Source organism: Streptomyces sp. NPDC101178 (genome assembly GCF_044767965.1).
Taxonomy (GTDB): Bacteria; Actinomycetota; Actinomycetes; order Streptomycetales; family Streptomycetaceae; genus Streptomyces.
Map to the genome: position 1 here is coordinate 3,578 of NZ_JBIWOZ010000013.1, position 24,283 is coordinate 27,860.

General features: G+C 71.5%; 24 protein-coding genes and 1 riboswitch. Of the genes, 15 read left to right on the plus strand and 9 right to left on the minus strand.

Translation table 11 applies throughout. The features are described from left to right. Positions 1-164: 164 nt before the first annotated feature. The 8 genes from ACIRR8_RS29245 (at position 165) to ACIRR8_RS29280 (ending at position 6,871) form a co-directional block, all read left to right on the plus strand. Complete coding sequence (locus ACIRR8_RS29245) at positions 165-1,079, plus strand: DUF881 domain-containing protein (RefSeq protein ID WP_404070409.1); 915 nt, start codon at positions 165-167, stop codon at positions 1,077-1,079. Beyond that, positions 1,076-1,408, plus strand: a complete 333-nt coding sequence (locus ACIRR8_RS29250; RefSeq protein WP_003970459.1) for a small basic family protein — start codon at positions 1,076-1,078, stop codon at positions 1,406-1,408. The genes ACIRR8_RS29245 and ACIRR8_RS29250 overlap by 4 nt, the downstream gene beginning before the upstream one ends. Before the next feature lie 5 nt (positions 1,409-1,413). Next, entirely contained in the window at positions 1,414-2,241 is an 828-nt protein-coding gene (locus tag ACIRR8_RS29255; RefSeq protein WP_404070411.1) for a DUF881 domain-containing protein, read from the plus strand. A gap of 190 nt (positions 2,242-2,431) precedes the next feature. Further along, positions 2,432-3,217, plus strand: coding sequence for an FHA domain-containing protein (locus tag ACIRR8_RS29260; RefSeq protein WP_404070413.1), 786 nt, complete (start codon positions 2,432-2,434; stop codon positions 3,215-3,217). Positions 3,218-3,258: 41 nt separating this feature from the next. Further along, on the plus strand, positions 3,259-4,002 hold the full coding sequence (locus ACIRR8_RS29265; protein WP_404070415.1) for a MerR family transcriptional regulator: 744 nt from the start codon (positions 3,259-3,261) through the stop codon (positions 4,000-4,002). Between the two features lie 53 nt (positions 4,003-4,055). Then, entirely contained in the window at positions 4,056-4,529 is a 474-nt protein-coding gene (locus ACIRR8_RS29270; protein WP_006123076.1) for a bifunctional nuclease family protein, read from the plus strand. A 170-nt stretch (positions 4,530-4,699) separates the two neighbouring features. After that, positions 4,700-5,326 (plus strand): MerR family transcriptional regulator, encoded by a 627-nt coding sequence (locus tag ACIRR8_RS29275; RefSeq protein ID WP_404070417.1) that lies wholly within the window; start codon positions 4,700-4,702, stop codon positions 5,324-5,326. A gap of 102 nt (positions 5,327-5,428) precedes the next feature. Further along, on the plus strand, positions 5,429-6,871 hold the full coding sequence (locus ACIRR8_RS29280) for a DNA polymerase IV (RefSeq protein WP_404070419.1): 1,443 nt from the start codon (positions 5,429-5,431) through the stop codon (positions 6,869-6,871). Here ACIRR8_RS29280 and ACIRR8_RS29285 read toward each other — a convergent pair. Continuing rightward, complete coding sequence (locus ACIRR8_RS29285; RefSeq protein ID WP_404070421.1) at positions 6,793-7,164, minus strand: PRC-barrel domain-containing protein; 372 nt, start codon at positions 7,162-7,164, stop codon at positions 6,793-6,795. The genes ACIRR8_RS29280 and ACIRR8_RS29285 overlap by 79 nt on opposite strands. 155 nt (positions 7,165-7,319) lie before the next feature. Then, a riboswitch (glycine riboswitch) is annotated at positions 7,320-7,417 on the plus strand. A 193-nt stretch (positions 7,418-7,610) separates the two neighbouring features. Between ACIRR8_RS29285 and gcvP the strand changes: the two genes are divergently transcribed. Next, the gene (gene gcvP, locus ACIRR8_RS29290; protein ID WP_404070423.1) at positions 7,611-10,496 is read left to right on the plus strand and encodes an aminomethyl-transferring glycine dehydrogenase; all 2,886 of its coding nucleotides are present in this window, start codon (positions 7,611-7,613) and stop codon (positions 10,494-10,496) included. 95 nt (positions 10,497-10,591) lie between these two features. On the opposite strand, the gene ACIRR8_RS29295 is transcribed toward gcvP, so the two are convergent. Both ACIRR8_RS29295 and ACIRR8_RS29300 read right to left on the minus strand, forming a co-directional pair. Continuing rightward, a complete protein-coding gene (locus ACIRR8_RS29295) occupies positions 10,592-10,798 on the minus strand; it encodes a DUF5999 family protein (RefSeq protein WP_007452228.1) in 207 nt (68 codons plus the stop codon). Between the two features lie 315 nt (positions 10,799-11,113). Then, positions 11,114-11,698, minus strand: a complete 585-nt coding sequence (locus ACIRR8_RS29300; RefSeq protein ID WP_404070425.1) for a hypothetical protein — start codon at positions 11,696-11,698, stop codon at positions 11,114-11,116. A 482-nt stretch (positions 11,699-12,180) separates the two neighbouring features. Here ACIRR8_RS29300 and ACIRR8_RS29305 point away from each other — a divergent pair, with 482 nt between their 5' ends. Beyond that, positions 12,181-13,686: a glutamate--cysteine ligase gene (locus ACIRR8_RS29305; protein WP_404070427.1), complete on the plus strand. Its 1,506-nt coding sequence runs from the start codon at positions 12,181-12,183 to the stop codon at positions 13,684-13,686. Between the two features lie 64 nt (positions 13,687-13,750). On the opposite strand, the gene ACIRR8_RS29310 is transcribed toward ACIRR8_RS29305, so the two are convergent. Further along, a complete protein-coding gene (locus ACIRR8_RS29310; protein WP_404070429.1) occupies positions 13,751-15,541 on the minus strand; it encodes a substrate-binding and VWA domain-containing protein in 1,791 nt (596 codons plus the stop codon). 196 nt (positions 15,542-15,737) lie between these two features. Here ACIRR8_RS29310 and ACIRR8_RS29315 point away from each other — a divergent pair, with 196 nt between their 5' ends. After that, the gene (locus ACIRR8_RS29315) at positions 15,738-16,517 is read left to right on the plus strand and encodes a CPBP family intramembrane glutamic endopeptidase (RefSeq protein WP_404070431.1); all 780 of its coding nucleotides are present in this window, start codon (positions 15,738-15,740) and stop codon (positions 16,515-16,517) included. Between the two features lie 19 nt (positions 16,518-16,536). Here the strand turns inward: ACIRR8_RS29315 and ACIRR8_RS29320 are convergent, their stop codons facing one another. Further along, on the minus strand, positions 16,537-17,358 hold the full coding sequence (locus tag ACIRR8_RS29320) for a PhzF family phenazine biosynthesis protein (protein WP_404070433.1): 822 nt from the start codon (positions 17,356-17,358) through the stop codon (positions 16,537-16,539). Between the two features lie 137 nt (positions 17,359-17,495). Beyond that, on the minus strand, positions 17,496-18,743 hold the full coding sequence (locus tag ACIRR8_RS29325; RefSeq protein ID WP_404070435.1) for an MFS transporter: 1,248 nt from the start codon (positions 18,741-18,743) through the stop codon (positions 17,496-17,498). Between the two features lie 352 nt (positions 18,744-19,095). Between ACIRR8_RS29325 and ACIRR8_RS29330 the strand changes: the two genes are divergently transcribed. Further along, positions 19,096-19,716 (plus strand): PadR family transcriptional regulator, encoded by a 621-nt coding sequence (locus ACIRR8_RS29330; RefSeq protein ID WP_404070437.1) that lies wholly within the window; start codon positions 19,096-19,098, stop codon positions 19,714-19,716. 56 nt (positions 19,717-19,772) lie between these two features. Here ACIRR8_RS29330 and ACIRR8_RS29335 read toward each other — a convergent pair whose 3' ends face one another. Then, positions 19,773-20,210, minus strand: a complete 438-nt coding sequence (locus ACIRR8_RS29335; protein ID WP_404070439.1) for an SRPBCC family protein — start codon at positions 20,208-20,210, stop codon at positions 19,773-19,775. Between the two features lie 61 nt (positions 20,211-20,271). Next, positions 20,272-20,487 carry a hypothetical protein gene (locus ACIRR8_RS29340; RefSeq protein WP_404070441.1) on the minus strand — a complete coding sequence of 72 codons (216 nt, stop codon included), beginning with the start codon at positions 20,485-20,487 and terminating at the stop codon, positions 20,272-20,274. A 255-nt stretch (positions 20,488-20,742) separates the two neighbouring features. On the opposite strand from ACIRR8_RS29340, the gene ACIRR8_RS29345 reads away from it, so the two are divergent. The 3 genes from ACIRR8_RS29345 (at position 20,743) to ACIRR8_RS29355 (ending at position 23,543) form a co-directional block, all read left to right on the plus strand. Then, positions 20,743-21,312 carry a Clp protease N-terminal domain-containing protein gene (locus ACIRR8_RS29345; RefSeq protein WP_404070443.1) on the plus strand — a complete coding sequence of 190 codons (570 nt, stop codon included), beginning with the start codon at positions 20,743-20,745 and terminating at the stop codon, positions 21,310-21,312. Positions 21,313-21,387: 75 nt separating this feature from the next. Beyond that, the gene (locus tag ACIRR8_RS29350; protein WP_404070445.1) at positions 21,388-22,419 is read left to right on the plus strand and encodes an EamA family transporter; all 1,032 of its coding nucleotides are present in this window, start codon (positions 21,388-21,390) and stop codon (positions 22,417-22,419) included. A 158-nt stretch (positions 22,420-22,577) separates the two neighbouring features. Further along, positions 22,578-23,543: a DMT family transporter gene (locus ACIRR8_RS29355; RefSeq protein ID WP_404070447.1), complete on the plus strand. Its 966-nt coding sequence runs from the start codon at positions 22,578-22,580 to the stop codon at positions 23,541-23,543. A gap of 70 nt (positions 23,544-23,613) precedes the next feature. Here ACIRR8_RS29355 and ACIRR8_RS29360 read toward each other — a convergent pair whose 3' ends face one another. Continuing rightward, positions 23,614-24,279 (minus strand): pyridoxamine 5'-phosphate oxidase family protein, encoded by a 666-nt coding sequence (locus ACIRR8_RS29360; protein WP_404070449.1) that lies wholly within the window; start codon positions 24,277-24,279, stop codon positions 23,614-23,616. Positions 24,280-24,283 lie beyond the last annotated feature (4 nt).

A 24,283-nucleotide genomic window follows, 5' to 3' on the forward strand; every position in this document is an offset into this window, starting at 1 on the left:
GGGCCCGGGGGCGGCGCCCGGGGGGGGGGCCGGGGGGGGCGCGGGGGGGCGCGGCACCTATTGGGGCGGGGGCCCGGAACCCCGGGGCCGGGGGGGCCGGCCGCACCGGCCTCACCGGTGGGGCCATTCGGCGGTAGCTGTGGTGACGTGCGACGATGTGCGGCATGTCGCAGCAGCCCCCCGATCGGAGCACATCCTCGCCGCCCGCACGTCCCGACGCCTCCATGTCGCTGCTGAACAACGTGATGGACCACAGCCTCGACGAGGGGTACGCGGAGGCATCGGCCCGCCGCAAGGCCGACGGGAGCGCCGGGCTGCCCCGTACGCTCAAGTCGAAGCTCTGGCTCGCCGCCGGTCTCGTGGTGGCCGCCCTCGTGGTGACCCTGGGTGCCGCGGAGGCGCGAGTGTCGGCCCCGGTCGTCGCCAAGGAGCGCGAGGAGCTGATCGACCGGATCAACGCGGAGACCCGGGCTGCCGACACCTTGGAGTCGGATGTCGACAAGCTCCGCAGCGATGTGAGCGAGCGGCAGCGCAAGGCCCTGGAGCAGCACGGCGGGGACCAGGGGGAGCTGGTGGCCCTGCTGTCCGGGGCGACGCCGGTCGAGGGGCCCGGGGTGAAGCTCGTCGTGGACGATGCCAAGAACACCGACCAGGGCGGCGGCGGGCCCCGTGAGTCGTCGAGCTTCTCCGACACGGGCCGGGTGCGCGACCGGGACATGCAACGGGTCGTCAACGGCCTGTGGGAGTCCGGCGCCGAGGCCATCGCCATCAATGGGCAAAGGCTTACGGCACTGTCGGCGATCCGCGCCGCGGGCGACGCCATACTGGTCGACAACCGACCGCTGGTGCCGCCGTACACCGTGCTCGCGGTGGGCGACGGGAAGAACCTCGCCGCCGCGTTCCGGGACAGCGCCGACGGCCAGTACCTCAACGCGCTCAAGGAGAGCTTCGACATCCGCACCAGCTTGTCCGATCAGGCGAAGGTGCGGCTGCCTGCCGCGCCGAGCCTGATCGTCCGTACAGCAGAGCCGAAGGCCGCCGGCAGTGATGCGGCAGAATCAGGGAAGGGCACATCGTGATCGCCGTACTGGGCCTCGTCGTGGGAGTCGTGGTCGGACTGTTGGTCCGGCCCGAGGTACCGGCGGTGGTCGAGCCCTATCTCCCGATCGCCGTGGTCGCCGCGCTCGACGCGGTCTTCGGAGGCCTGCGGGCCATGCTCGACGGCATCTTCGTCGACAAGGTCTTCGTGGTGTCGTTCCTCTCCAACGTCGTCGTCGCCGCGCTGATCGTGTTCCTCGGCGACAAGCTGGGTGTCGGCGCGCAGCTGTCCACCGGTGTGGTGGTCGTGCTCGGTATCCGGATCTTCTCCAATGCCGCCGCGATCCGCCGGCACGTCTTCCGGGCTTGAGGCCGATGAACAACGACGAGAACCAGAGCCGGTCCCAGCCGCTGCCCGAGCCTCAGCCGGTGCCCGAGCCGGAGAAGCCGGACGCCCCTGTGCAGCCGCCCGCCGCCGAGGAGGCATCGGGGCGCCGGAGGCTGCTGGCGGGCCTGTGGCCGCCCCGGCTGAGCCGTGCTCAACTCATCGTCGCCGTCCTGCTGTTCGGGCTCGGCCTGGGCCTGGCCATCCAGGTGCGGTCCACCAGCGACGACAGCACGCTGCGCGGAGCGCGCCAGGAGGACCTGGTCCGGATCCTCGACGAGGTCGACGACCGGACGCAGCGCCTCGCGGACGAGAAGCAGCGACTGGACGACCAGCGCACCGAGCTGGAGAACAGCTCGGACCAGGCCGAGGAGGCCCGGAAGCAGACGCTGGAGAAGGAACGCCAGCTGGGGATCCTCGCGGGTACGGTTGCGGCCCAGGGGCCCGGCATCACGCTGACGATCAGCGACCCCTCCGGTGGGGTCGCGGCCGACAAGCTGCTCGACACCGTCCAGGAGCTGCGCGCGGCCGGAGCCGAGGCCATCGAGGTCAACGGCGTGCGGGTGGTGGCCAATACGTACTTCTCCGGGGAGGGCGGTGACATCCAGGTGGACGGCAGGAAGATCGAGGCACCGTACGAGTTCCAGGTGATCGGCAAGCCGCAGGATCTGGAGCCTGCCCTCAACATCCCCGGAGGTGTGGTGCAGACGCTGGAGAAGGAGCAGGCCACGGCGGTGGTGGAGCGGTCCGACGACATCGTCGTCGACGCCTTGCGACCGGCGGAGCGGCCTGACTACGCTCGGTCGTCGTCCCCGTGATCGCGCCGGGCCGTAGGGCCGGTGGACGAGGGTACGAGGTTGCGGGGGGTCGGCGCACCGGATTGGTGGTGCGTGGTGGAAACTGTCGGGTGGATACGGACGTTCTGAAGATGTCCGGGTCGGCAGGTGTGTTCATTCAGGGTTCGTCCTGCCCCACGGGCGGGTCTATGTCGGTCAAGGGGAATCGCCCGTGAAGTTTTTTGCGAAGTTGTTCGGGAAGAGCGCGCGCGAGGACAGCAACAGTGCTGCCCGCCACCGTGCTCCGCGCCATGGCCAGGGCGAGGAGCAGGAGGCGGAGCGTCCGCTCTTCCGCGATGAGGTGTCCGGTGACGCCACTCAGACGGGTATCGACGTGTCGTCCGTTGACCCTGCCGGTGCCGGCCGCATAGGTTTCGGCGAATCATCAACCTCACGTTCTGGTGGAGGGTTCACCCCGGAGGGCTCGTCGATGCCGGTCTGCACGAGGTGCGGTCACTCCAATGCGGAGGCCAGCCGATTCTGCTCCAACTGCGGCGCGCCGCTGCGGGGCGGTGTCCCCGAGCGTGCCTCGGAGACGACGTCCACGATCTCGATCTCCGGTCTTGAGGCGTACGAGGCCGAGGCGACGGGCCAGACGGCCGCGCCTTCGCTCTCCCCGGAGGCCCAGGCCGCCGTCGACGCGCTGCCCGGAGGTTCGGCGCTGCTGGTCGTGCGCCGTGGCCCCAATTCCGGCAGCCGTTTCCTGCTGGACAGTGATCTCACGACCGCCGGCCGTCACCCGCAGAGCGACATCTTTCTCGACGACGTGACCGTGTCGCGGCGTCATGTGGAGTTCCGCAGGGGTCCGGACGGTAGCTTCACCGTGGGTGACGTCGGCAGCCTCAACGGCACCTATGTCAACCGTGAGCGCATCGATTCGGTCCTGCTGTCCAACGGCGACGAAGTCCAGATCGGAAAGTACCGCCTGGTCTTCTATGCGAGCCCGCGGGGCGTGTGACCAGCCCCCGGATCTGTCCGGGGGGACCCCCAGGAAGGCCCATGCTGCGAACACCGACAGGCGGTGCCGGTGACGGTACCGCCACCGCGGACGCGCGCTGGGTGAGCATCGGTACGGTGCTCACCCGGCTGCGCGAAGAGTTTCCGGAAGTCACGATCTCCAAGATCCGTTTTCTGGAGGCCGAGGGGCTCATCGAGCCGCAGCGGACTCCCTCCGGGTACCGGAAGTTCGCGCCCGGCGATGTGGAGCGCCTCGCGCAGGTGCTCCGCATGCAGCGGGATCACTATCTGCCGCTCAAGGTCATCCGGGAGCACCTGGACGCCGTGGCCCGGGGAGAGCAGCCCGCGCTGCCCTCGCCGGGCGGTCAGCGCGACCTCGGCGACGGTGTGTGGGAGTCCGGCCCGGGTGCGGCGACCGCCGCGCGGATCGGGCGTGCCGAGCTTCTGGCGGCCGCCCAGGTCGACGAGGAGCAGCTGGAGGAGTGGGAGTCGTACGGACTCATCGTCCCGGCTCCTGAGGGCGGCTACGACGCCGAGATGGTGACCGTGGCCAAGCTGGTGGCGGATCTGGGGCGATTCGGCCTTGAGCCGCGGCATCTGCGCGCCATGCGTGCCTCCGCCGACCGGGAGGCGGGGCTGGTCGAGCAGCTGGTCGCGCCGCTGCGACGGCACCGTAATCCGCAGACCAGGGCCCATGCCGAGGCCACCGCGAACGAGCTGGCCGAGCTCTCCGTACGGCTGCACGCGGCACTCGTCCAGAGCGCTCTGCGCAGCCGTCTGCACTGAGCTCGGCGGAGCCCGACTACCCAAACATGGCGAGCACGTCCTAGGGTTGCTGTGTGAACGAGCTCGACGTTGTCGGTGTCCGGGTGGAAATGCCCTCCAACCAACCGATCGTTCTCCTGCGTGAAGTGGGAGGCGACCGGTACCTCCCCATTTGGATCGGTCCGGGGGAGGCGACCGCCATTGCCTTCGCCCAGCAGGGCATGGCTCCGGCCAGGCCGCTGACCCATGACCTGTTCAAGGATGTGCTCGAGGCCGTGGGCCAGGAGCTCACCGAGGTCCGCATCACGGACCTTCGCGAAGGGGTCTTCTACGCGGAGCTCGTCTTCGCCAGCGGGGTCGAGGTGAGCGCCCGGCCGTCCGACGCCATAGCGCTCGCCCTGCGGACCGGCACGCCGATCTACGGCAGTGACGGCGTGCTGGACGACGCGGGTATCGCGATCCCCGACGAGCAGGAGGACGAGGTGGAGAAGTTCCGCGAATTCCTCGACCAGATCTCACCGGAGGACTTCGGTACCAACAGTCAGTGACCGTCCCGCACAGGGGCACCGTCAGCGCATCCGACAAGCCTTTCCCGGAAGCGAGACACGGGAAACCACCCTCAGGGTGATTATCACTCGGCGTGCCGAGTGTGGCGATCGTTGACGCACCCCCAGTGACTGCCTACCTTCGAGTGGGCAGGTCAAGGACGGAGGTCGGCGTGAGAAGCAGCGGCGACGGTACGGCGGCGGGTGGGCCGTATCCGCAGCACGGCAGTGGAGCCGACCACGCCATCAGGCAGCCGGTTCAACCGGCAGCGGTGGCAGCGGGCGGCGTGGCAGCGGCGAGCGGTGCCGGAGACATCGGCTATCGCGGACCGACGGCGTGCGCGGCGGCGGGCATCACGTACCGCCAGCTGGACTACTGGGCGCGTACGGGGCTGGTCGAGCCGAGTGTGCGACCGGCCTACGGGTCGGGCACCCAGCGCCTCTACAGTTTCCGGGACGTGGTCCTCCTCAAGATCGTCAAGCGGTTCCTGGACACCGGGGTCGCTCTGCAGAACATCCGCACCACGGTGCAGCACCTGCGGGCCCGGGGGTTCCAGGACCTTGAGCGGATGACGCTGATGAGCGACGGCGCGACGGTCTACGAGTGCTCGTCGCCGGACGAGGTCGTCAGCCTCCTCCAGGGCGGACAGGGCATCTTCGGGATCGCCGTCGGTGTCGTCTGGCGGGATGTGGACGCGGCGCTCTCCCAGCTCCACGGCGAGCGGGTCGACACCGGTGAGACCCTCATCGGCAACAACCCGGCCGACGAGCTGGCCCGGCGGCGCAACCGCGCCGGATGAGCGGCTGAGCGCACAGGGGCGGCTACCGACAACGGGGCGGCCCGGCACTCCACGGAGTGCCGGGCCGCCCCGTTGTCAGTGGCGTAGGGCAGCATCGGAGGTGTGAGACCCGCGCCGACCATCCTCCACCTGGACATGGATGCCTTCTACGCCTCTGCGGAGCAGGCAGCCAAGCCCAGTCTGCGTGGAAAGGCGGTCGTGGTGGGCGGCCTCGGCCCTCGCGGGGTCGTCGCCACCGCCTCGTACGAAGCACGGATCCTCGGCGTGCATTCCGCGATGCCGACGGCCCAGGCCCGGCGGCTCGCGCCGAACGCCGCCTATCTGGTGCCCCGCTTCCCGCTGTACCGGTCGGTGAGCGAGCAGGTGATGGAGCTGCTCGGGCGGCTCTCGCCGCTGGTGGAGCCGCTGAGCCTGGACGAAGCCTTCGTCGACCTGGAGGCGGGCGGGGTGGCGGACGACTCGGTGTCGGCCCGGATGACGGGGGAGCGGCTGCGTACGGCCATCCGGGAGGTGACCGGGCTGAGCGGGTCGGTCGGTCTCGCCGGTTCCAAGATGCTCGCCAAGATCGCCTCAGAGCAGGCCAAGCCGGACGGGCTGGTGCTGATAGAGCCGGGCACCGAGCGCGAGCTGCTGGCCCCCATGTCCGTACGGACGCTGCCCGGCGTCGGGCCCGCCACCGGCGACCACCTGAGGCGGGCCGGCATGACCACCGTCCACGACCTCGCGGAGGCCGGAGAGGCGGAGCTCGTACGGCTGGTCGGCAAGGCTCACGGCCACGGGCTCTACCGGATGGCGCTGGGGTTCGACGACCGGCCGGTGGTCGCCGAGCGGGACGCCAAGTCCGTATCGGTCGAGGACACCTTCGACGTGGACCTGCACGACCGGGTGCGCGTGCGTGCCGAGGTGGAGCGGCTGGCCGTGCGGTGCGTGGAGCGGCTGCGGTCCGCCGACCGGTCGGGGCGCACGGTGGTGCTGAAGGTGCGCCGCTACGACTTCTCCACCCTGACCCGCTCCGAGACGCTTCGAGGCCCCACGGACGACCCCACGGTGGTCCGTGAGGCGGCGGCGAGGCTGCTGGAGGCGGTGGACACCACCGGCGGCGTACGGCTGCTCGGCGTTGGCGTCACGGGGCTTGCGGACTTCACGCAGGAGGACCTGTTCGCGCAGGCCGCGGATGCCCGAGAGCTGGCGGAGGCGCCCGAGAAGCCGGTCGCGGACGACGACAGGAAGCCGGTCGACGAGGAGCCCGAGAGCGCCGAGCAGTTCGCCGCCCGGCGCTGGCCCGCCGGACACGACGTCCGCCACGCGGTGCACGGACACGGCTGGGTGCAGGGGAGCGGGGTGGGGCGGGTGACGGTGCGGTTCGAGGAGCCCGGCGGCCCGGTCGGCCGGGTCGTCACGTTCCGGATCGACGACCCGGAGCTGAGCCCGGCCGACCCCATGCCGCTGGTGCGCGACCCGGTCGACTACTCCTCCTGGCCCGCCAGCCTGCCGAAGTCACGGTCGGGTCCGGTCTCCTCGGCGGGCGGGGAGTCAAGCCCGTAATGGCGGTAGAGCTGCAGCTCCTGCTCCGGGGAGAGGTGCCGGCCGACGCCGAAGTCCGGGGCGCCCTTGATCAGCGCGCGGTCGAAGGGGACCCGCAGCGTGTCCTCGACGAACTCGCTGGGTTCCAGCGGGACGAAGGCGTCCCGGCTGAAGAGGCCGGTGCGGACGGCCGCCCACTCGGGGACGCCCGTCGCGTCGTCGAGATAGACCTCATCCACCGTTCCGATCTTGGCGCCCTTGCGATCGAACGCCTTGCGGCCGATCAGGCGGCGCGGATCGATGTCGGTCTGCACGTGGCCTCCCACTGGTCGCTTCTGCTCAAGGGGTTTCCCCGGCCGCTTCACGAGGGTCCCTCTCGCTCCACCAGCACCAGACAAGTGCAGATCCGTGGCGTCGGCCACTCGAGGACTCCACGGGGATGGCCGCTGGTAGGCTGGCAGGTGGCTGCTGACCCCGTGCGGGAGAGTCCTCCGGTGCAGAATCCGGAGGCGCCGAAGGAGCAAATCCTCCCCGGAATCTCTCAGGCCCCCGTACCGCACGGACGAGGTCACTCTGGAAAGCAGGGCGGGTTCGTGCCGGCAGATGCCGGGACGGATCCGACCCTCACCGACGGTGAAAGTCGGCACGCCTCCGGGCGCGCCGGTGAAGCTCTCAGGTTGAGATGACAGAGGGGGAGGCCGTTCGGGCACCCGCGCCGTGGTGCCCCTCGCAGGTCGTGACAGACCAGGAGGCCTCCACCATGACCCCCCGTCGCACTCCGCTCTCCCAGCTGGAGCAGGGCATTCCGTTCGAGCAGCGCCACATAGGGCCCGACGCCGAGGCCCAGGCGAAGATGCTCGCCCAGGTCGGCTACGGCTCCCTCGACGAGCTGACCGCCGCCGCGGTGCCCGACGTGATCAAGAGTGCGGAGGCCCTGAACCTTCCCTCGGCCCGCACCGAGGCCGAGGTGCTCGCCGAACTGCGGTCGCTGGCCGACCGCAACAAGGTGCTCGCCCCGATGATCGGTCTCGGCTACTACGGCACCTTCACGCCGCCCGTCATCCTGCGCAACGTCATGGAGAACCCGGCGTGGTACACGGCGTACACGCCGTACCAGCCGGAGATCTCCCAGGGCCGCCTGGAGGCCCTGCTGAACTTCCAGACGATGGTCGCCGACCTGACCGGACTGCCCACCTCCGGCGCCTCCCTGCTCGACGAGGGCACCGCGGCCGCCGAGGCCATGGCGCTCGCCCGGCGCGTCGGCAAGGTCAAGAACGGCGTCTTCCTGATCGACGCCGACACCCTGCCGCAGACCATCGCCGTCATCCAGACCCGCGCAGAGCCGACCGGCGTCGAGGTCGTCGTCGCCGACCTCAGCGACGGCATCCCGGCCGAGATCGCCGAGCGCGGCGTCTTCGGCGTCCTGCTCCAGTACCCGGGCGCCTCCGGTGCCGTCCGCGCCATCGAGCCCGTCATCGAACAGGCCCACGGACTCGGCGCGATCGTCACCGTCGCTGCCGACCTGCTGGCCCTCACGCTGCTCACCTCGCCCGGCGCGCTCGGCGCCGACATCGCGGTGGGCACCACCCAGCGGTTCGGCGTCCCGATGGGCTTCGGCGGGCCGCACGCCGGCTTCATGGCGGTCCGGGAGAAGTTCGCCCGCTCCCTGCCCGGCCGCCTCGTCGGCGTCTCCGTCGACGCCGACGGCAACAAGGCCTACCGCCTGGCCCTCCAGACCCGCGAGCAGCACATCCGCCGCGAGAAGGCCACCAGCAACATCTGTACGGCACAGGTGCTGCTCGCCGTCATGGCCGGGATGTACGCCGTCTACCACGGCCCCGACGGGCTGCGCACGATCGCCCGCCGCACCCACCGCTACGCCGCGATCCTCGCCGAGGGCCTGTGTGCCGCCGGCGCCGACGTCGTGCACGGCGACTTCTTCGACACGCTGACCGTCAAGGTGCCCGGCAAGGCCGCGGACATCGTCGCGGACGCCCGCGAGCGCGGCGTCAACCTCCGCCGCGTCGACGCCGACCACGTCTCCGTCGCCTGCGACGAGACCACCACCCGGGCCCAGCTCTCCGCCGTCTGGGCCGCCTTCGGCGCCGACGCCGACATCGAGGCGCTGGACGGTTCGGCCGCCGACGCGCTGCCCGAGGCGCTGCTGCGCTCCGACGACATCCTGACCCACCCGGTCTTCCACCAGCACCGCTCCGAGACCGCGATGCTGCGCTACCTGCGCAAGCTCGCCGACCGCGACTACGCGCTGGACCGCGGCATGATCCCGCTCGGCTCCTGCACCATGAAGCTGAACGCGACCGCCGAGATGGAGTCCATCACCTGGCCCGAGTTCGGCGCGCTGCACCCCTTCGCCCCGGCCGAGCAGGCGCAGGGCTTCCTCACCCTCATCCGCGAGCTGGAAGAGCGTCTGGCGGAGGTCACCGGTTACGACGCCGTCTCCATCCAGCCGAACGCCGGCTCCCAGGGCGAGTTCGCGGGCCTGCTCGCCGTGCGCGCGTACCACCGGGCCAACGGCGACGACCAGCGCACCGTCTGCCTGATCCCGTCCTCGGCGCACGGCACCAATGCCGCCAGCGCCGTCATGGCGGGCATGAAGGTCGTCGTGGTGAAGACCGCCGACGACGGCGAGGTCGACATCGCGGACCTGCGGGCCAAGATCGAGCAGTACCGCGACGAGCTGGCCGTCCTCATGATCACCTACCCGTCCACGCACGGGGTATTCGAGGAGCACGTCGCCGACATCTGCGGCGAGGTGCACGACGCGGGCGGCCAGGTCTACGTCGACGGCGCCAACCTCAACGCGCTGGTCGGGCTCGCCAAGCCCGGCAAGTTCGGCGGCGACGTCTCGCACCTCAACCTGCACAAGACGTTCTGCATCCCGCACGGCGGCGGCGGCCCCGGCGTCGGCCCGGTCGGCGTCCGCGCGCACCTCGCCCCGTACCTCCCCAACCACCCGCTCCAGCCCGCCGCGGGCCCGGAGACCGGCGTGGGCCCGATCTCGGCCGCCCCGTGGGGCTCGGCGGGCATCCTGCCGATCTCGTGGGCGTACGTGCGCCTGATGGGCGGCGAGGGGCTCAAGCGGGCCACACAGGTCGCGGTGCTGGCCGCCAACTACATCGCCAAGCGGCTGGAGCCGCACTTCCCGATCCTGTACAACGGCCCGGCCGGACTCGTCGCGCACGAGTGCATCGTCGACCTGCGATCGATCTCCAAGGCGACCGGCGTCTCCATCGACGACGTCGCCAAGCGTCTGATCGACTACGGCTTCCACTCGCCGACCATGTCGTTCCCGGTGGCCGGCACGCTGATGATCGAGCCGACCGAGAGCGAGGACCTCGCCGAGCTCGACCGGTTCTGCGACACCATGATCGCGATCCGCGCCGAGATCGAGAAGGTCGCGTCCGGCGAGTGGAGCGCGGACGACAACCCGCTCGCCAACGCCCCGCACACCGCCGCCGCGCTGGGCGGCGACTGGGACCACGGCTACAGCCGCGAGGAGGCCGTCTTCCCGGCCGGTGTCTTCGCCGCGGACAAGTACTGGCCGCCGGTCCGCCGTATCGACGGTGCCTTCGGCGACCGCAACCTTGTCTGCTCCTGCCCGCCGCTGGAGGAGTACGACAACTGACGCTCAAAGGCTCACGCCTGACACGCGTCGGGGCCGGTGCGGGGATCTCCCCGGGCCGGCCCCTTCTCCGTACAGCTGGTCCCTTACGTTCGCCCTCAGGCGGCCTTCACCACGCGGCCTGCCGCCAACGGCCGGTGCGGTGCGATGATCTGCCCGTCCGGCAGCAGCTCGCCGGTGTCCTCGAAGAGGAGGACGCCGTTGCACAGAAGGCTCCAGCCCTGTTCCGGGTGGTGGGCCGTCAGGCGGGCCGCCTCCCGGTCGGGGGAGTCGGCGGTGGGGCAGGGTGGCTGATGCTGGCACATGGATGGGTTCTTTCGCTGCGTCGAGTCGAGTGTCCTGCGGCTGGATGAGTGGTTCATGGCCGCCCCCGTATCAGTCGGTCCGGTCCCAGTGTTGCCCTACGGGGGTGATTCCGCAGGGATTTCGCGGCAGCTCCCCTACTCCTCTCATGACGCGTCACCCGCGCGGACGGTTCACCGCAACTGCACTGTCCCTTCGGGTGGTTCGGGGTGGCCGGACCGGGCTAGTCCGAGTGGGTAAGAGGGAGCCCCCGCGGTGGCCCGTTCCGCCGAGGGGCGTACCGGTCACCGCGGGGGCCTGTCCCTCCCGGCCGCCGGTCAGGCCGAGCTGAGCAGCGGTCCGGGTGCCACGCGCAGGGTCATGACGGGCAGCAGATCGGCGACCCGGTGCGGCCGGTGCGCGGCGATGCCCGGAGGCGCCGGTGCCAGCGGCACCAGGACGTCGGCCGGGGCGAGCACCCCGGTGGAGGCGTCGTCCTCCGTGTCGTCGTGCAGCCAGAGGGTGAGCATGTACAGCTCCGGTATGGAGAGAAGTCTCGCCTGGTACGTGGTGGCGGAGGCCTCGGCCTGGCGGACCGCCAGCTCCGTCGAGGCGAGATAGGGGCCCTCGAAGAAGTGCGAGAAGCTCCAGCCGTCCGGCGTGAGCATGGTGTCCGCGGCGGCGATCGCCCGGTCCTCGCTCCGGATCAGGAAGCGCCAGGCCGCCAGACGGGTTCGGGGTGCGGTTCTGGTCGGAGCGATCCGGTCCAGGACGTGTACGGGAAGCGGCAGTTCGGGGCTGAGCGGTCCCTGGGCGGACCGGAGGGCGGACGTGCGCGCCTGACGGACCGCGGTGGGGGAACCGAGGGCCGCGAGAACACTGCGCAGGGCGGGCGCGGGAGCCGGGGGGACATGCAGCGGCATAGTGGGTCGCCTCTCACTTGGAGACACGGTGATGCGTGGGCGGGTGCAGACGGCGCTGTCGGCGTGCGGGGCCAGAGGAGGCCGATGGCGGGCCGGTTGCGTCAACTCTCTGCCTCGTCAGGCGGAGTTTATACGACACGTGTTCACACAGTGTTTCCGCTAGCTGCCGGGGATATTTCGCGCAAGGCGACATCCGGACTTCGGAATGCGGGTTTCCTGGTGATTTGATCGGCCGCTTTCCGCCCCGGCCTGCGCCTCTTTCTGTGGAGCGGTAGGCCGAAACTCATCGGTCATTCCGCCACGCACTCCCCGGCCGAAAATGCCGCTCGCCGCGTGCCCCCGGAATGTGCCCCCGGTCTCCTTCACCCAGCCTAGCGGGTTTCCGGAGGGCTGTGGGGCGTTACGGATCACTCCCACTGGGCATTATCGATCGTGATGCGCGGCCCGGTCGGCGGGCCGACCACTGGAGGAGGGACCCCTCGATGGGGGAGAAGGTCGTGGCGGGAGCCGTTGACCTGTCCGATCGGCAGGCATACCGGACCAAGCTCAACCAGTGCCTGGAGGGGCTGGGCAGACTGCTGGAGGAGCGGAGGTTCGACCGGCCGCGAAACCTGATGGGGCTGGAGATAGAGCTGAATCTCGCCGGCTCCGACGGTCTGCCCCGGATGATGAATCAGGAAGTGCTCCAGCGCATCGCGAGCCGGGATTTCCAGACCGAACTCGGGATGTTCAATCTGGAAGTAAATATCGTTCCGCACCGGCTCGGCGGCCGGGTATTCGATCAGCTCTCGGAGGAGTTGCGGACCGGTCTCGCCTACGCCCACCGCAAGGCCGGTGAGGTGGACGCGGGGATCGTCATGATCGGAATCCTCCCGACGCTCGGCGAGCACGACGTGGTCTCGGCGAATCTCTCGGACGTGGACCGCTACACGCTGCTCAACGATCAAATGGCGGCGGCCCGCGGCGAGGATTTCACCCTGGATATCGAAGGCGTGGACCACCTGGTCTGCTCCTCGCCCTCGATCGCGCCCGAATCGGCCTGCACCTCGGTCCAGTTGCACCTCCAGGTGACCCCGGCCCGGTTCGCGGACGTGTGGAACGCGGCGCAGGCGATCGCCTCCGTCCAGATCGCGCTCGGCGCCAACGCCCCGTTCCTCTTCGGCAAGGAGCTCTGGCGGGAGTCGCGGCCGCCGCTGTTCCAGCAGGCCACCGACGTACGGCCGCCGGAGCTGGCGAACCAGGGGGTGCGGCCCCGGACGTGGTTCGGGGAGCGGTGGATCTCCTCCGCGTACGAGCTCTTCGAGGAGAACCTGCGCTACTTCCCGCCGCTGCTGCCGATCTGCGAGGAGGAGGAGCCGCTGCGGGTCCTGGACGAGGGCGGCGTGCCGGAGCTGGCCGAGCTGGTCCTGCACAACGGGACGGTCTACCGCTGGAACCGCCCGGTGTACGACGTCGCCGACGGTGTCCCGCACCTGCGCGTGGAGAACCGGGTCCTGCCGGCCGGGCCCACCGTCACGGACGTCATCGCCAACGCGGCCTTCTACTACGGGCTGGTCCGGGCGCTCGCCGAGGAGTCCCGGCCGCTGTGGAGCAAGCTGCCCTTCGAGGCCGCCGCCGAGAACTTCACCGAGGCCTGCCGCCACGGCATCGAGGCCGAACTCCTCTGGCCGCGACCGGGCCGCGCCGGCGGACTGGCCAGGATCCCCGCCGTACAGCTCGTCCAGGAGGAGCTGCTGCCGCTGGCCGCGGCCGGGCTCGACGCCTGGCAGATCGAGCCGGCCGACCGGGACCGGTACCTAGGGGTCATCGAGGAGCGCTGCAAGCGCCGGGTCAACGGGGCCTCCTGGCAGGTCGCCACCTACCGCCGGGCACTGGAGGCCGGACTCGGACGGGAAGCGGCACTGGCGGCGACGACCCGGCGCTACGCCGAGCTGATGCACGCGGGGGAGCCGGTGCACACCTGGGCGGTGGGGTTCCCGGCGCCCTGAGGCACGTTCGTAACGTGGCGTGCTTCCGTACGGGAGTGAGGGCGGCCGGGTCCCCGCGCCGCCCTCACTCCTGGGCGGCGCGGCCGTTCTGGCCGGCGGCCATGATGGCCTGGAGGATGACGGCCTGGATCTCCGCCGGGTCGCTCACCTCGTAGCCGTCGCCGCCGGTGACCCGCGCGATCTCGGCGACCTCCTCGCGGTCGGCGTCCGGGCCCACCGCGATGGCGATGATCGGGACCGGGCGCTCGGGGTCGGCCAGCTCCTTGAGGCGGTCGATCAGCCCGCTCCGGGAGATGCCGTCGTCGTCCTGGTTGGAGCCGTCGGTGAGGATCACCAGAGCGTTGAACTTGCCCTTCACGAAGGTCGACCGGGCCTCTTCGTACGACGCCAAGGCCGTGTCGTACAGCCCGGTCGCCCCACCCGGCACCGGCTGCAGCCCCGCGAACGCCGCCGACAGCTTCTCCCGGTGGGTCGAGCCGCCCTGGACCGGGTCGCCCAGCCGGCGGGTCTCCATGACCTTGCGGTAGTCCTTCGCGCCGTCCAGAGTCGTGGCGAACTCCCACAGGCCGATCTCGTCGTCCGGAGTGAACTGGGCGAGCGCCTGGATGAGCGACTCCTTCGTGACGTCCATCCGCGACAGGCCGCGTCCCGGCACCGGCGTGGCCATGGAGCCCGAGGCGTCGACCACCGTGGTCAGCCGGGCGCTCTGGACGGTGATCGTCCACATCCCCAGCATCTCCTGGAGCTGCTTCGCCGAAGGCGGTTCGGCCGCCGAAGTGGCGTACGGCTGCGGTGACCTGCCGCCCGCCGACGCCACGACGGTGTCCTCGGCGGCTCCGCTCGGCGGCCGGAACCCGTGCCGGGCGAAGACGTCCCGCGAGCTCTTGTCGTTGAGCAGGGTCATGAAGCGCAGGGCCGCGCGGGACTGGGCGAGGGTCAGCTTCTCCTCGTCGACCAGCGTGTACGGGTAGTCGAGCAGCGGAGTGCCGTCCTTGGGGTAGAAGAGGTCGAGCTTGCCGCTGCCGGTGGCCTCCGCGTTGTGGGTGAAGGCCGCCTGCTCGGATATGAGGACGGCCTGGTTGCGTCTCGGATTGCCCTCCTCGGCACCCGTGCCGCTCCGCGCCAGCGTCTCCAGCACCTGCGCGTCACTGTCCGACATCCGCTCGGCCAGCACCTTCGCGGTCTCCGCGACCCGGGTGTCGCTGTCCCCGCCCTGCTGCGCGGAGGAGCCGCCGATGCTGGTGAGAGCGAGGAGGCCGGTGGCGCTGCGCGCCGGATCGGCCGCACCGAGGCGGACCTTGTCCGCGGTGAGAGCGGCGGTGACGACCTCGGCCCAGGAGTACGTCTGCTCCGGCCAGCCCAGCCGCTTCGAGGCGGCCGGCACCATGGCGAGGGCCACCGGCGAGGAGGCCACCGAGTCCGAGGGCGAGATCGGCGTGCCGGCGCCGAGCCCTTCGGCCCGGTCCAGCCACAGGTCGGAGTCGGGCAGCCAGACCTGGAAGTCCGGGGCCTCGGCGCCGCTCGCGAGAGTGTCGGCGACCTTGTAGGAGTCGCGGGCCACGATCTCCACGTCCAGGCAGTGGCCGTCGGATCTCACCTCGTCCGCGAGGGCCTGCTCGGCGATGTCCCGGACGGCCGGCGCGATGTCCGGCGAGGCGGCCAGGGTCAGGCGTACGGCGGAGTCCTCGCACGACTCGGAGAACGACCACAGGCCGCTGTTGACCGCCACCCCCGTTCCCGCCGCCACCGCGAGGACGAGCAGCGTGGCGATGGCGATGGTGCGCCGCCGGCGCCGGGGAGACGTGCCCCCGCGTTCCTCCGGCGCGTGGGCGTCGGGCAAGCTGTGGCGTCCCATGTCGGTGGTGCCCCCCTGAAGACGAACGATGAACGGTGAACAAGGAAAAGGGGGACCGCACCATCGGCAATGGTGGTCGTCCCCCGGCCTGTCGCGCATGATCTTCGTACCTGCATTCGAGACCCTAGCGGGACGGTGGGCGGGATGAGACGCGATTGCAGAACAAAAGGCAGGTGGACCGGTGGAGGTGGGGCGCGTGGCTGATTCTTATCCCCAAGAGGGCGTATCACGAAGGATCTTGCGGTCGGAGACGGTGCTGGTCCTGGCACTCTCGCTGGGCGCGAGTGCGGTCTCCGCGCTCATCAGTTTTGTCGGATCGCTGACGAAACCGGGGGGCTTGAAGGACCAGGCGGCGACGCTGAACGGTTCGTACGCCCCGGGCCGTCCATGGCTGGATCTGGCTTGGCAAATGTTCGGGATCGCAACGGCCCTGGTGCCGGTGGCGCTGGTGGCGCACCTGCTGATCAGGGAGGGCGCCGGGCTGCGGACGATCGGATTCGACCGGACCAGGCCCTGGTTCGACCTCGGTCGCGGGACGCTGATCGCGGCGGGCATTGGCAGCGCGGGGCTCGCGTTCTACCTGATCGCCCGCGCGACCGGCTTCAACCTCACCGTCGTACCGGAGTCGCTGCCCGACGTCTGGTGGAAGTTCCCCGTGCTCATCCTCTCGGCGGCGGAGAACTCCGTGGTGGAGGAGGTGATCGTCGTCGCGTATCTGCTGCGGAGGCTGGACCAGCTCGGCTGGACCCCGATGGCCTCGCTGGTGGCCAGCTCGGTGCTGCGCGGCTCGTACCACCTCTACCAGGGCATCGGCGGCTTCATCGGCAACATGGTGATGGGCGTCGTCTTCGTCCTGCTGTACCGGCGCTGGGGCCGGGTGGGGCCGCTGGTCGTCGCCCATACGCTGCTCGACATCGGGGCGTTCGTCGGGTACGCGCTGCTCGCCGGGAAGGTGGACTGGCTGCCGACGCTGTAGGGACGGCCTGTTCCAGGGCTCAGAGGGTGGTCAGCAGTTCGCCGTCGATGACGGTGACCGCCGCGCCGGTCAGCAGGGTGCGTTCGCCGCGCAGGGCGGTGTGTACGAACCCCGAGCGGGCCGAGGCCTGCAGCCCGGTGAGGTCGTCGCGGCCGAGGCGGGCCGACCAGAACGGGGCCAGCGCGGTGTGGGCGCTGCCGGTCACCGGGTCCTCGTCGACGCCGACGCCGGGGAAGAAGCCGCGCGAGACGTAGTCGTAGCCGCGCGTGGGGTCCTCGGCGGCGGCCGTGGCGATGACACCGCGCCGCGAGTGGGCCACGAGGGCGGCGAAGTCCGGGGCCAGAGCCCGTACGGTCGCCTCGTCGCGCAGCTCGACGAGCAGGTCGCCGATGTGTTCGCCGGTGTCGTGGACGGAGACCGGCTCCGCTCCCAGCGCCTCGGCGAGGCCGGGCGGCGCGGTCTCCTCGCGCAGCGGTGCGGTGGGGAAGTCGAGGGTGAGGGAGCCGTCCGGGTGGGCGGTGGCGGTGAGGATCCCGCAGCGCGCGGTGAACCGTACGGTGCCGGTGGCCCGGCCGGTGGTGTGCAGGACGTGCGCGGTGGCGAGCGTGGCGTGGCCGCACATGTCGACCTCGGTGGCCGGCGTGAACCAGCGCAGCGCCCAGTCGGCCTCGCCGCCGGGCGGCAGCGGGTGCGCGAAGGCCGTCTCGGAGAGGTTGACCTCGGTGGCGATCTCCTGGAGCCGTTCGGCGTCCGGGAAGGCGGCGGTCTCCAGCAGGAGGACGCCTGCGGGGTTGCCGGAGAAGGGGCGGTCGGTGAACGCGTCGACGATACGAATCCTCATGGGGCGACCGTAGAACGGCGGCACGGCCACGGACCAAGGCCAATCGCGGGTTCCTGGCCTCCTTGTCCGCCGGGCGCGCTTCGACGGCTCAGGAGCAGCGGGCGCGGCCGGGGCGGCCAGGGCGGGTGTGGACCACCTCATACCGGGAGCTTCCGTCCCAGGCGTACGAGTGGTGACGCGGCCATGACGGCCGGGGACAGCATCATCCCCGCGGCCGCCACCAGGAGGCCGGTGCGCAGCCCCCACTCCTGTGCGAGGACACCGCCGACGAGTGAGCCGAGCGGGGTGAGGCCCATGCCGGCGAAGGTGATCGTCGCGGCCGCGCGGCCCTGCATCCCGTCCGGCGTGACGGCCTGCCGTACCGACATGACGGTGACGTTCACCAGCTGGCCGAAGGTCCCGAACACGAAGTTGACCGCCAGGAGCGCGGGCACCGTCACCGCCGACGAGCCGTGCAGGGCGGGCACCCAGAGCAGGGCGCCGTTGCCGAGCACCGCGGCGGACACCAGCACCACGCCATGGCCGTACCGTCCGGGCAGCCGCGCGGCCAGGACCGACCCGAGGAGCGCGCCCGGGCCGGTCGCCGCGAGGGCGAGGCCGATGGTGGCGCCCGGCAGGTGCAGTTCGCGGGGGAGGAAGAGCAGGTAGACGGTCATCGTGGCGGCGAAGGAGAACTGGAAGGCCGCCGAGGCCAGGCACACGGCCCGCAGCAGGGCGTGCCCGGCGACGAAGCGGAGGCCCTCGCGGATCCGCGGGGCGCGTTCGTGGTGGTGCGGTACGGACTCGGCCCGGCGGATCCGCCGGAGGGATACGAACGACACCGCGAAGAAGAACGCCCCTGAGGCCACGGCGACCGGCGCCGCGAGCGCCGACACCAGCGCGCCGCCGAGGGCGGGTCCGCCGATCTGCGCGGCGGACCGGCTGCCCTCCAGCGCGCTGTTGCCCTGGAGGAGCTGGTCGCGCCCCACCAGCCGTACGAGAGAGGCCTGATAGGCCACGTCGAAGAGGACGGACAGCGCTCCCACGGTGAAGGCCACCACGAACAGCGCGGGCAGACCGAGCAGCCCGAGGAGACCGGCCACGGCGGCCGCGCCCAGCACCATCGCGCGGGCGGCGTCCGTCAGGACCATCACCGTGCGGGCCCGCCACCGGTCCACCCAGGCACCCGCGAGGAGCGAGAGCAACAGGATCGGCGCCTGCCCCACGGCACGGAGGACGCCCAACTGGCCCGCGCCGGCGTGCAGCGTCAGGACGGCGACGAGCGGGAGGACGACGAGCGTGGTGTGTTCGCCGAGCTGGGAGGCGCTCTGGCCCGCCCAGAGTCTGCGGAAGTCGGCATCCCGCCACACGGAGGAGCGCGCGGCGGAGGGTGAGGAGGACGGCACGGAAACCTCTGGAGTCGCCGGAACGAGGACCGCCGGCCCGGCGCGCGGAGGCGCACCCGGGCTTCGGGCGGGGTGAAGGGCTCGCTGTGCCGCGATCTCAGGGGCAGCACGCGATGACGGGCCGGACCCGGCCTACGGCGTCAACGCGCGCTCGGACGACCGGGCATGCCTCACCGCTTTCCTCGTGGGCCACTCGTGGCCCCGAACGCTAGCGCTCGGCGGCGAGAGGTGAAAGGCGATTGCGGCCACCGCCCAGGGTGTGGGCGCCCACAGGGGCAGCGCCTTGCCAGCCGATAGCTTCCGATATATCGTTGAAGTATCACGACAGATCAACGATGGAAGGAGCGTAGCGATGCGTTCACACGGATACGAGCACGGGCATGAGCACGGACCGGGGCATTACGGGCCCGGCCATCACGGTCATCACGGTCGAGGTGGTCACGACGGCCGCCGTGCCGCCTTCGGGCCGTTCGGGCCGCCGTTCGGTGGCGGGCCCTTCGGTGGCGGGCGTGGCCGGGGCGGCGGTCGGGGGAGGGCGCGGCGCGGTGACGTGCGGGCGTCGATCCTGGCCCTGCTGAAGGACCGGCCGATGCACGGGTACGAGATGATCCAGGAGATCGGCGAGCGCAGTGGCGGGGCCTGGAAGCCCAGCCCCGGTTCGGTCTACCCGACGCTCCAGCTGCTGGAGGACGAGGGGCTGATCGTCAGCGCGAGCGAGGGCGGCAAGAAGCTGTTCACGCTCACCGATTCCGGACGTGGTGAGGCCGAGTCCGGTCCCGAGGCGCCCTGGGAAGGGGCCGGGCGCGGTGCGGACTGGGAAGGCGTGAACGAGATCCGCCAGGCCGGATTCGGTCTGATGGAGGCGTTCGGGCAGGTCTGGAAGACCGGTTCGGCCGATCAGCGGCAGAAGGCGCTGACCGTCATCAACGACGCCCGTAAGAAGCTCTACCTGATTCTTGCCGACGAGCACTGAGCAGGCGTTGTGGCAGGGGTCCCGCTACCGGCGGGACCCCTGCCGCGTTCGTGCGGTCAGGGCGTGACCAGGCCGTCGAGCTTGCGCAGGGACTCCTGGAGCGCCGCCGTCGCCGAGTCCTTGAGTTTGCCGCCCATCAGGGAGACCGCCGCGCCGGCGAACTCGCCCTCGATGCGGACCGTGGTGGCGGCCCCGTCCGGCGAAGGCGCCAAGGAGTAGCGCATCGCCAGGTTGACCCCCATCGGGCCCTTGCCCCGGGTCGTCAGCAGCCGGCCGTCCTCCAGCTCCGCCACCGTCCACGCCACTTCGGCCGGGAAGCCCATGAGCTTCATGTTCTCCTCGTAGGTGGCCCCGGTCTCCAGCGCCGCCGGGCCGCCCTTGGGGAAGCTGGTGTGGGTGGCGTTCCACTGGCCGTACGACGAGAAGTCCGTCAGCTGCGCCCAGACCTTCTCGGCGGGTGCCTCGATGCGTGCCTCCGCGCTGACTTCGGCCATGCGACCACCTCTGCTTCCTCCGGTTACGGTGCGCGGAAGGTAACGGCAGCCGCTCCAACATTCAATGCTGATGTGCCGTCAGGTTGGTCGGGGCCGCCGGTTCCGCCCGCCAGATCTCCGCCGCGTCGAACCGGTCCGACGCGCGCGGGTGCGGGCCCTCGTCATGGCAGTGGAAGGCGGTCCAGAACAGATCGGCGGGCAGCGCGTCGTCCGGTGCGTACACGCGGTAGACGTACTCCATCCCGTCCCGGGCGAGCAGGGCGACCATCCAGAACAACCGTCGTTCCCCTTCCTCCCGAAGCCGATGCGTGCTGATGCGTGCTGTCGTCTGAGGGACGTGGGCGCGGGTGCGGCGGTTGCCCGAGGGCGCGCGGCGCAAGGCGGCGCGCCCCTTGGGGGCGATGGTTGTACGCCGCGGCCCGATCTCATCCGCAGGGATGAGGGGTCGCTCCGGTGTGCCCACCTTGGGTGGGACGCGCGAATGGGCCGCTCCGCCGATGCTTCGCCGCCCGGGGACTGATGGGGTGGAGTAGTGCAAAACCGGACGCCGCGGATCCCCGAACAGCCTGCGCCGAACCCCGTCGGATCCCTCAGTTTCCCCAGTCCCGACGGTCCCGACGCCAGATTCACCGTCGAACTGGCCTCGGTGGTGACCGGGGCGCGCCGGCGTGCGCTGCGGGACGGTGACCGGCAGATCGACACCGCCCACCTTCTGCACTCGCTCATCGAGAGCGATCCCGAGGTCCGCGAGGCCTTCGACGGCGGACCGCAGCTCGCGAAGGTCCTCGGCTACCTCGTGCAGCGGAGCATCGGTTACGGGCTCCGCTGGCAGGGCTCGGTGGAGGATTCCGGGGCCGTTCCCGTCGTACGGGATCCGGCTACGGAGGGCTGGTCGCCGGCGGCCGTCACCGCGATGGAGGACGCCCTGCGCCGTGCCGGACGGCGCGGGGAGCCGCGCGCCGGCGGGCTGGACCTCCTCGCCGCACTGGCCGCCGACGGCGAGTCCCGTGCGGTGGAGGTGCTGGGCCGGGCGGGCGTGGACGCGCGGTGGCTGTCTGGCCGGGCGGTGGAGCGTACGGCGGAGGCGTCCGGGCTGAGGTGAGCCCCGGTTCGAGGTCGGCGTCTCGACAGGTGTCACGGAGGTGACGGTCCTGTCGGCTGCTGTCATGATGTGCCGATGCACGCGTCTCGGGGTACTCAGAAACGAAGCGCCGGCCTGGGGCTCGCGCTCCTTTCGGCCTTCGCTTTCGGCGGCTCGGGAGTCGCCGCCAAGCCACTGATCGAGGCGGGGCTCGACCCGCTGCACGTGGTGTGGCTACGGGTGGCGGGCGCCGCCGTCATCATGCTGCCGGTCGCCTGGCGCCACCGGAACCTCGTACGTGAACGGCCCGCGCTGCTGGCCGGGTTCGGGCTCTTCGCCGTGGCCGGGGTCCAGGCGTTCTACTTCGCCTCGATCTCCCGCATCCCGGTCGGGGTGGCCCTCCTGGTCGAATATCTCGCTCCCGCGCTGGTCCTCGGCTGGGTCCGGTTCGTCCAGCGCAGGCCCGTCACCCGGGCCGCGGCCCTCGGTGTGGTCCTGGCGGTCGGCGGCCTCGCCTGTGTCGTCGAGGTCTGGGCCGGGCTCAGCTTCGACGCCCTCGGCCTGTTGCTCGCCCTCGGCGCCGCCTGCTGCCAGGTGGGCTACTTCGTCCTCTCCGACCACGGCGGCCAGGAGGGCAGGGGCGAGGACGGCCGGCGGGCCGAGCCTCCGCATCCGCTCGGCGTCATCTCGTACGGACTGATCGTCGGCGCCCTGGTCCTCACCGTCGTGGCGCGGCCGTGGGGCATGGACTGGTCGCTGCTCGGCGGTGGCGCCGGGATGGACGGCACCGTGGTCCCCGCCTGGCTGCTGCTCGGCTGGATCGTGCTGATCGCCACCGTGCTCGCGTACGGCACCGGCGTCGTCTCCGTCCGCAGGCTCTCGCCGCAGGTCGCCGGGGTCGTCGCCTGCCTGGAGGCGGTCATCGCGACCGTGCTGGCCTGGGTCCTCCTCGGCGAGCACCTCTCCGCCCCGCAGCTCATCGGCGGTCTCGTCGTGCTGGCCGGTGCGTTCATCGCCCAGTCGGCCGCCCCGAAACCGCCGTCGGGGCCGGTTGCCGCGGGTACGGGCGCGGGCGCTGTGGCCGGGGCCGCGGAGGGCGAGTTGTCGGCCGGGCGGGCTTCGCATTAGTGTGCCGACCATGCATCTGACTGTGCTGCCGCCGCCTGTCGCCTAGCGCGCGGCCACTCCTGACGAAGACCGGGCTCGGGCAGTCCCCGAGCGGCTCGTCGCTGCCCGCGCGCGGAGCCGAGCGACCACCACACCCTGTCTTCCTCAGGAGCAGTCCCATGTCCATGCCCGCTGTTTCCGCGCTGCCCGTCGGCCGGAGCCTGCTATACCTCGTCGTCGCCGGAGTCGCCTGGGGCACCGCCGGTGCGGCCGCCTCCCTGATCTTCCGGGTCAGCGATCTCGGCCCTCTCGCCCTGTCCTTCTGGCGCTGCGTCGGCGGCCTGGTCCTGCTGGCCGGGGCGCTCGCCCTGCGGCCCCGCCGCGCACCCCGGCAGCCCGAGCCCCGGCGCCGCCGGATGCTGCGCATCCTCGGGACCGGGGTGGGGCTGACCACGTTCCAGAGCGCCTACTTCGCGGCGGTGGACCTCACCGGCCTCGCCGTCGGGACCGTCGTCACGCTCGGCGCCGGGCCCGTCCTGATCGCCGTCGGCGCGCGCGTGATGCTCGGCGAACGTCTCGGCCTGGGCGGTCTGGCGGCGGTGGCCGGTGCGCTGGCCGGTCTCGCCGTGCTCGTCCTCGGCGGTGAGGGCGGCGAGGTCGTGCCGGCGGGGGTGCTGCTCGCGCTGCTGTCGGCCGCCGGGTACGCCGCGATCACCCTGCTCACGCGGTGGCTCGGGCGGGACGGCGGCGGCGGTGACGCGCTGACCACCAGCGCCTGGGCGTTCGGCATCGGAGCCGTCGGACTGCTGCCCATGGCGGCGGCCGAGGGTCTCGTGCCGCACACCGCCCAGACGGGCCAGGTGCTGTGGCTGCTCGTCTACGTGGCGGCGGTGCCCACCGCGCTCGCGTACGCGCTGTACTTCGCCGGGGCCGCGGCCGTCCGCTCGGCCACCGTCTCCGTGATCATGCTCCTGGAGCCGGTGAGCGCCGCGCTCATCGCGGTGACCGTCCTGCGGGAGCGGCTGACGGCGGCCACCGTCGTCGGGACCCTGCTCCTGCTGACTGCCGTGGCCGGGCTGGCGCTGGCCGAGGCGCGGGGCGCGGCGGTCGCTCGCCGGAGGCAGGCCGAGGCGGTGGCGGTGTAGTGCTGTCGCGGGTCAGGGCCCGGAGCCGGTGGTCGAGCTCCCGGCCCTGACCGTTCCCAGATTCCCGGGGTCAGAGCGCACGGAGATAGTCCGGTACGCCGACGGCCGGGTCCAGGTCGTCCGCCGGGACCGGCTGCGCGTAGCCCCGGGTGAGCGGCACGATGCCGGTCCAGTGCGGGAGGGTGAGATCCTCCGGCTCGTCGTTGGGGCCGCCGGTGCGGACCTTGGCGGAGACCTCGTCCAGGTCCAGCCGGATCACGGCGGTGGCGGCCAGCTCCTTGGCGTTGGCCGGGCGCGCGTCCCGCGAACGGCCGGGGACGGCCTGGTCGACGATCGCGTCCAGGGCGATGCGCCGCTCCTCGGGGTCGGTCACGGTGGTGGCGGTGGAGTGGACCACCACCGAGCGGTAGTTGAGCGAGTGGTGGAAGGCGGACCGGGCCAGCACCAGCGCGTCGACATGGGTGACGGTCAGGCAGACCGGCAGCCCCGGGTCGGCGGCGGCCCGGGTGCTCCGCAGCGGGCGGGAGCCGGTCGACCCGTGGACGTACAGCCGCTCTCCGACCCGTCCGAACATGGTCGGCAGCACGACCGGTGCCCCGTCCCGGACGAAGCCGAGGTGGCAGAGGTAGGTCGCGTCGAGTATCGAGTGGACCAGCTCGCGGTCGTAGGAGGCGCGCTCCTTCGCCCGGGTGGGGACCGTGCGGTCGGTGGCGGTGTAGGCGGCGGTGGCTGACATTGCG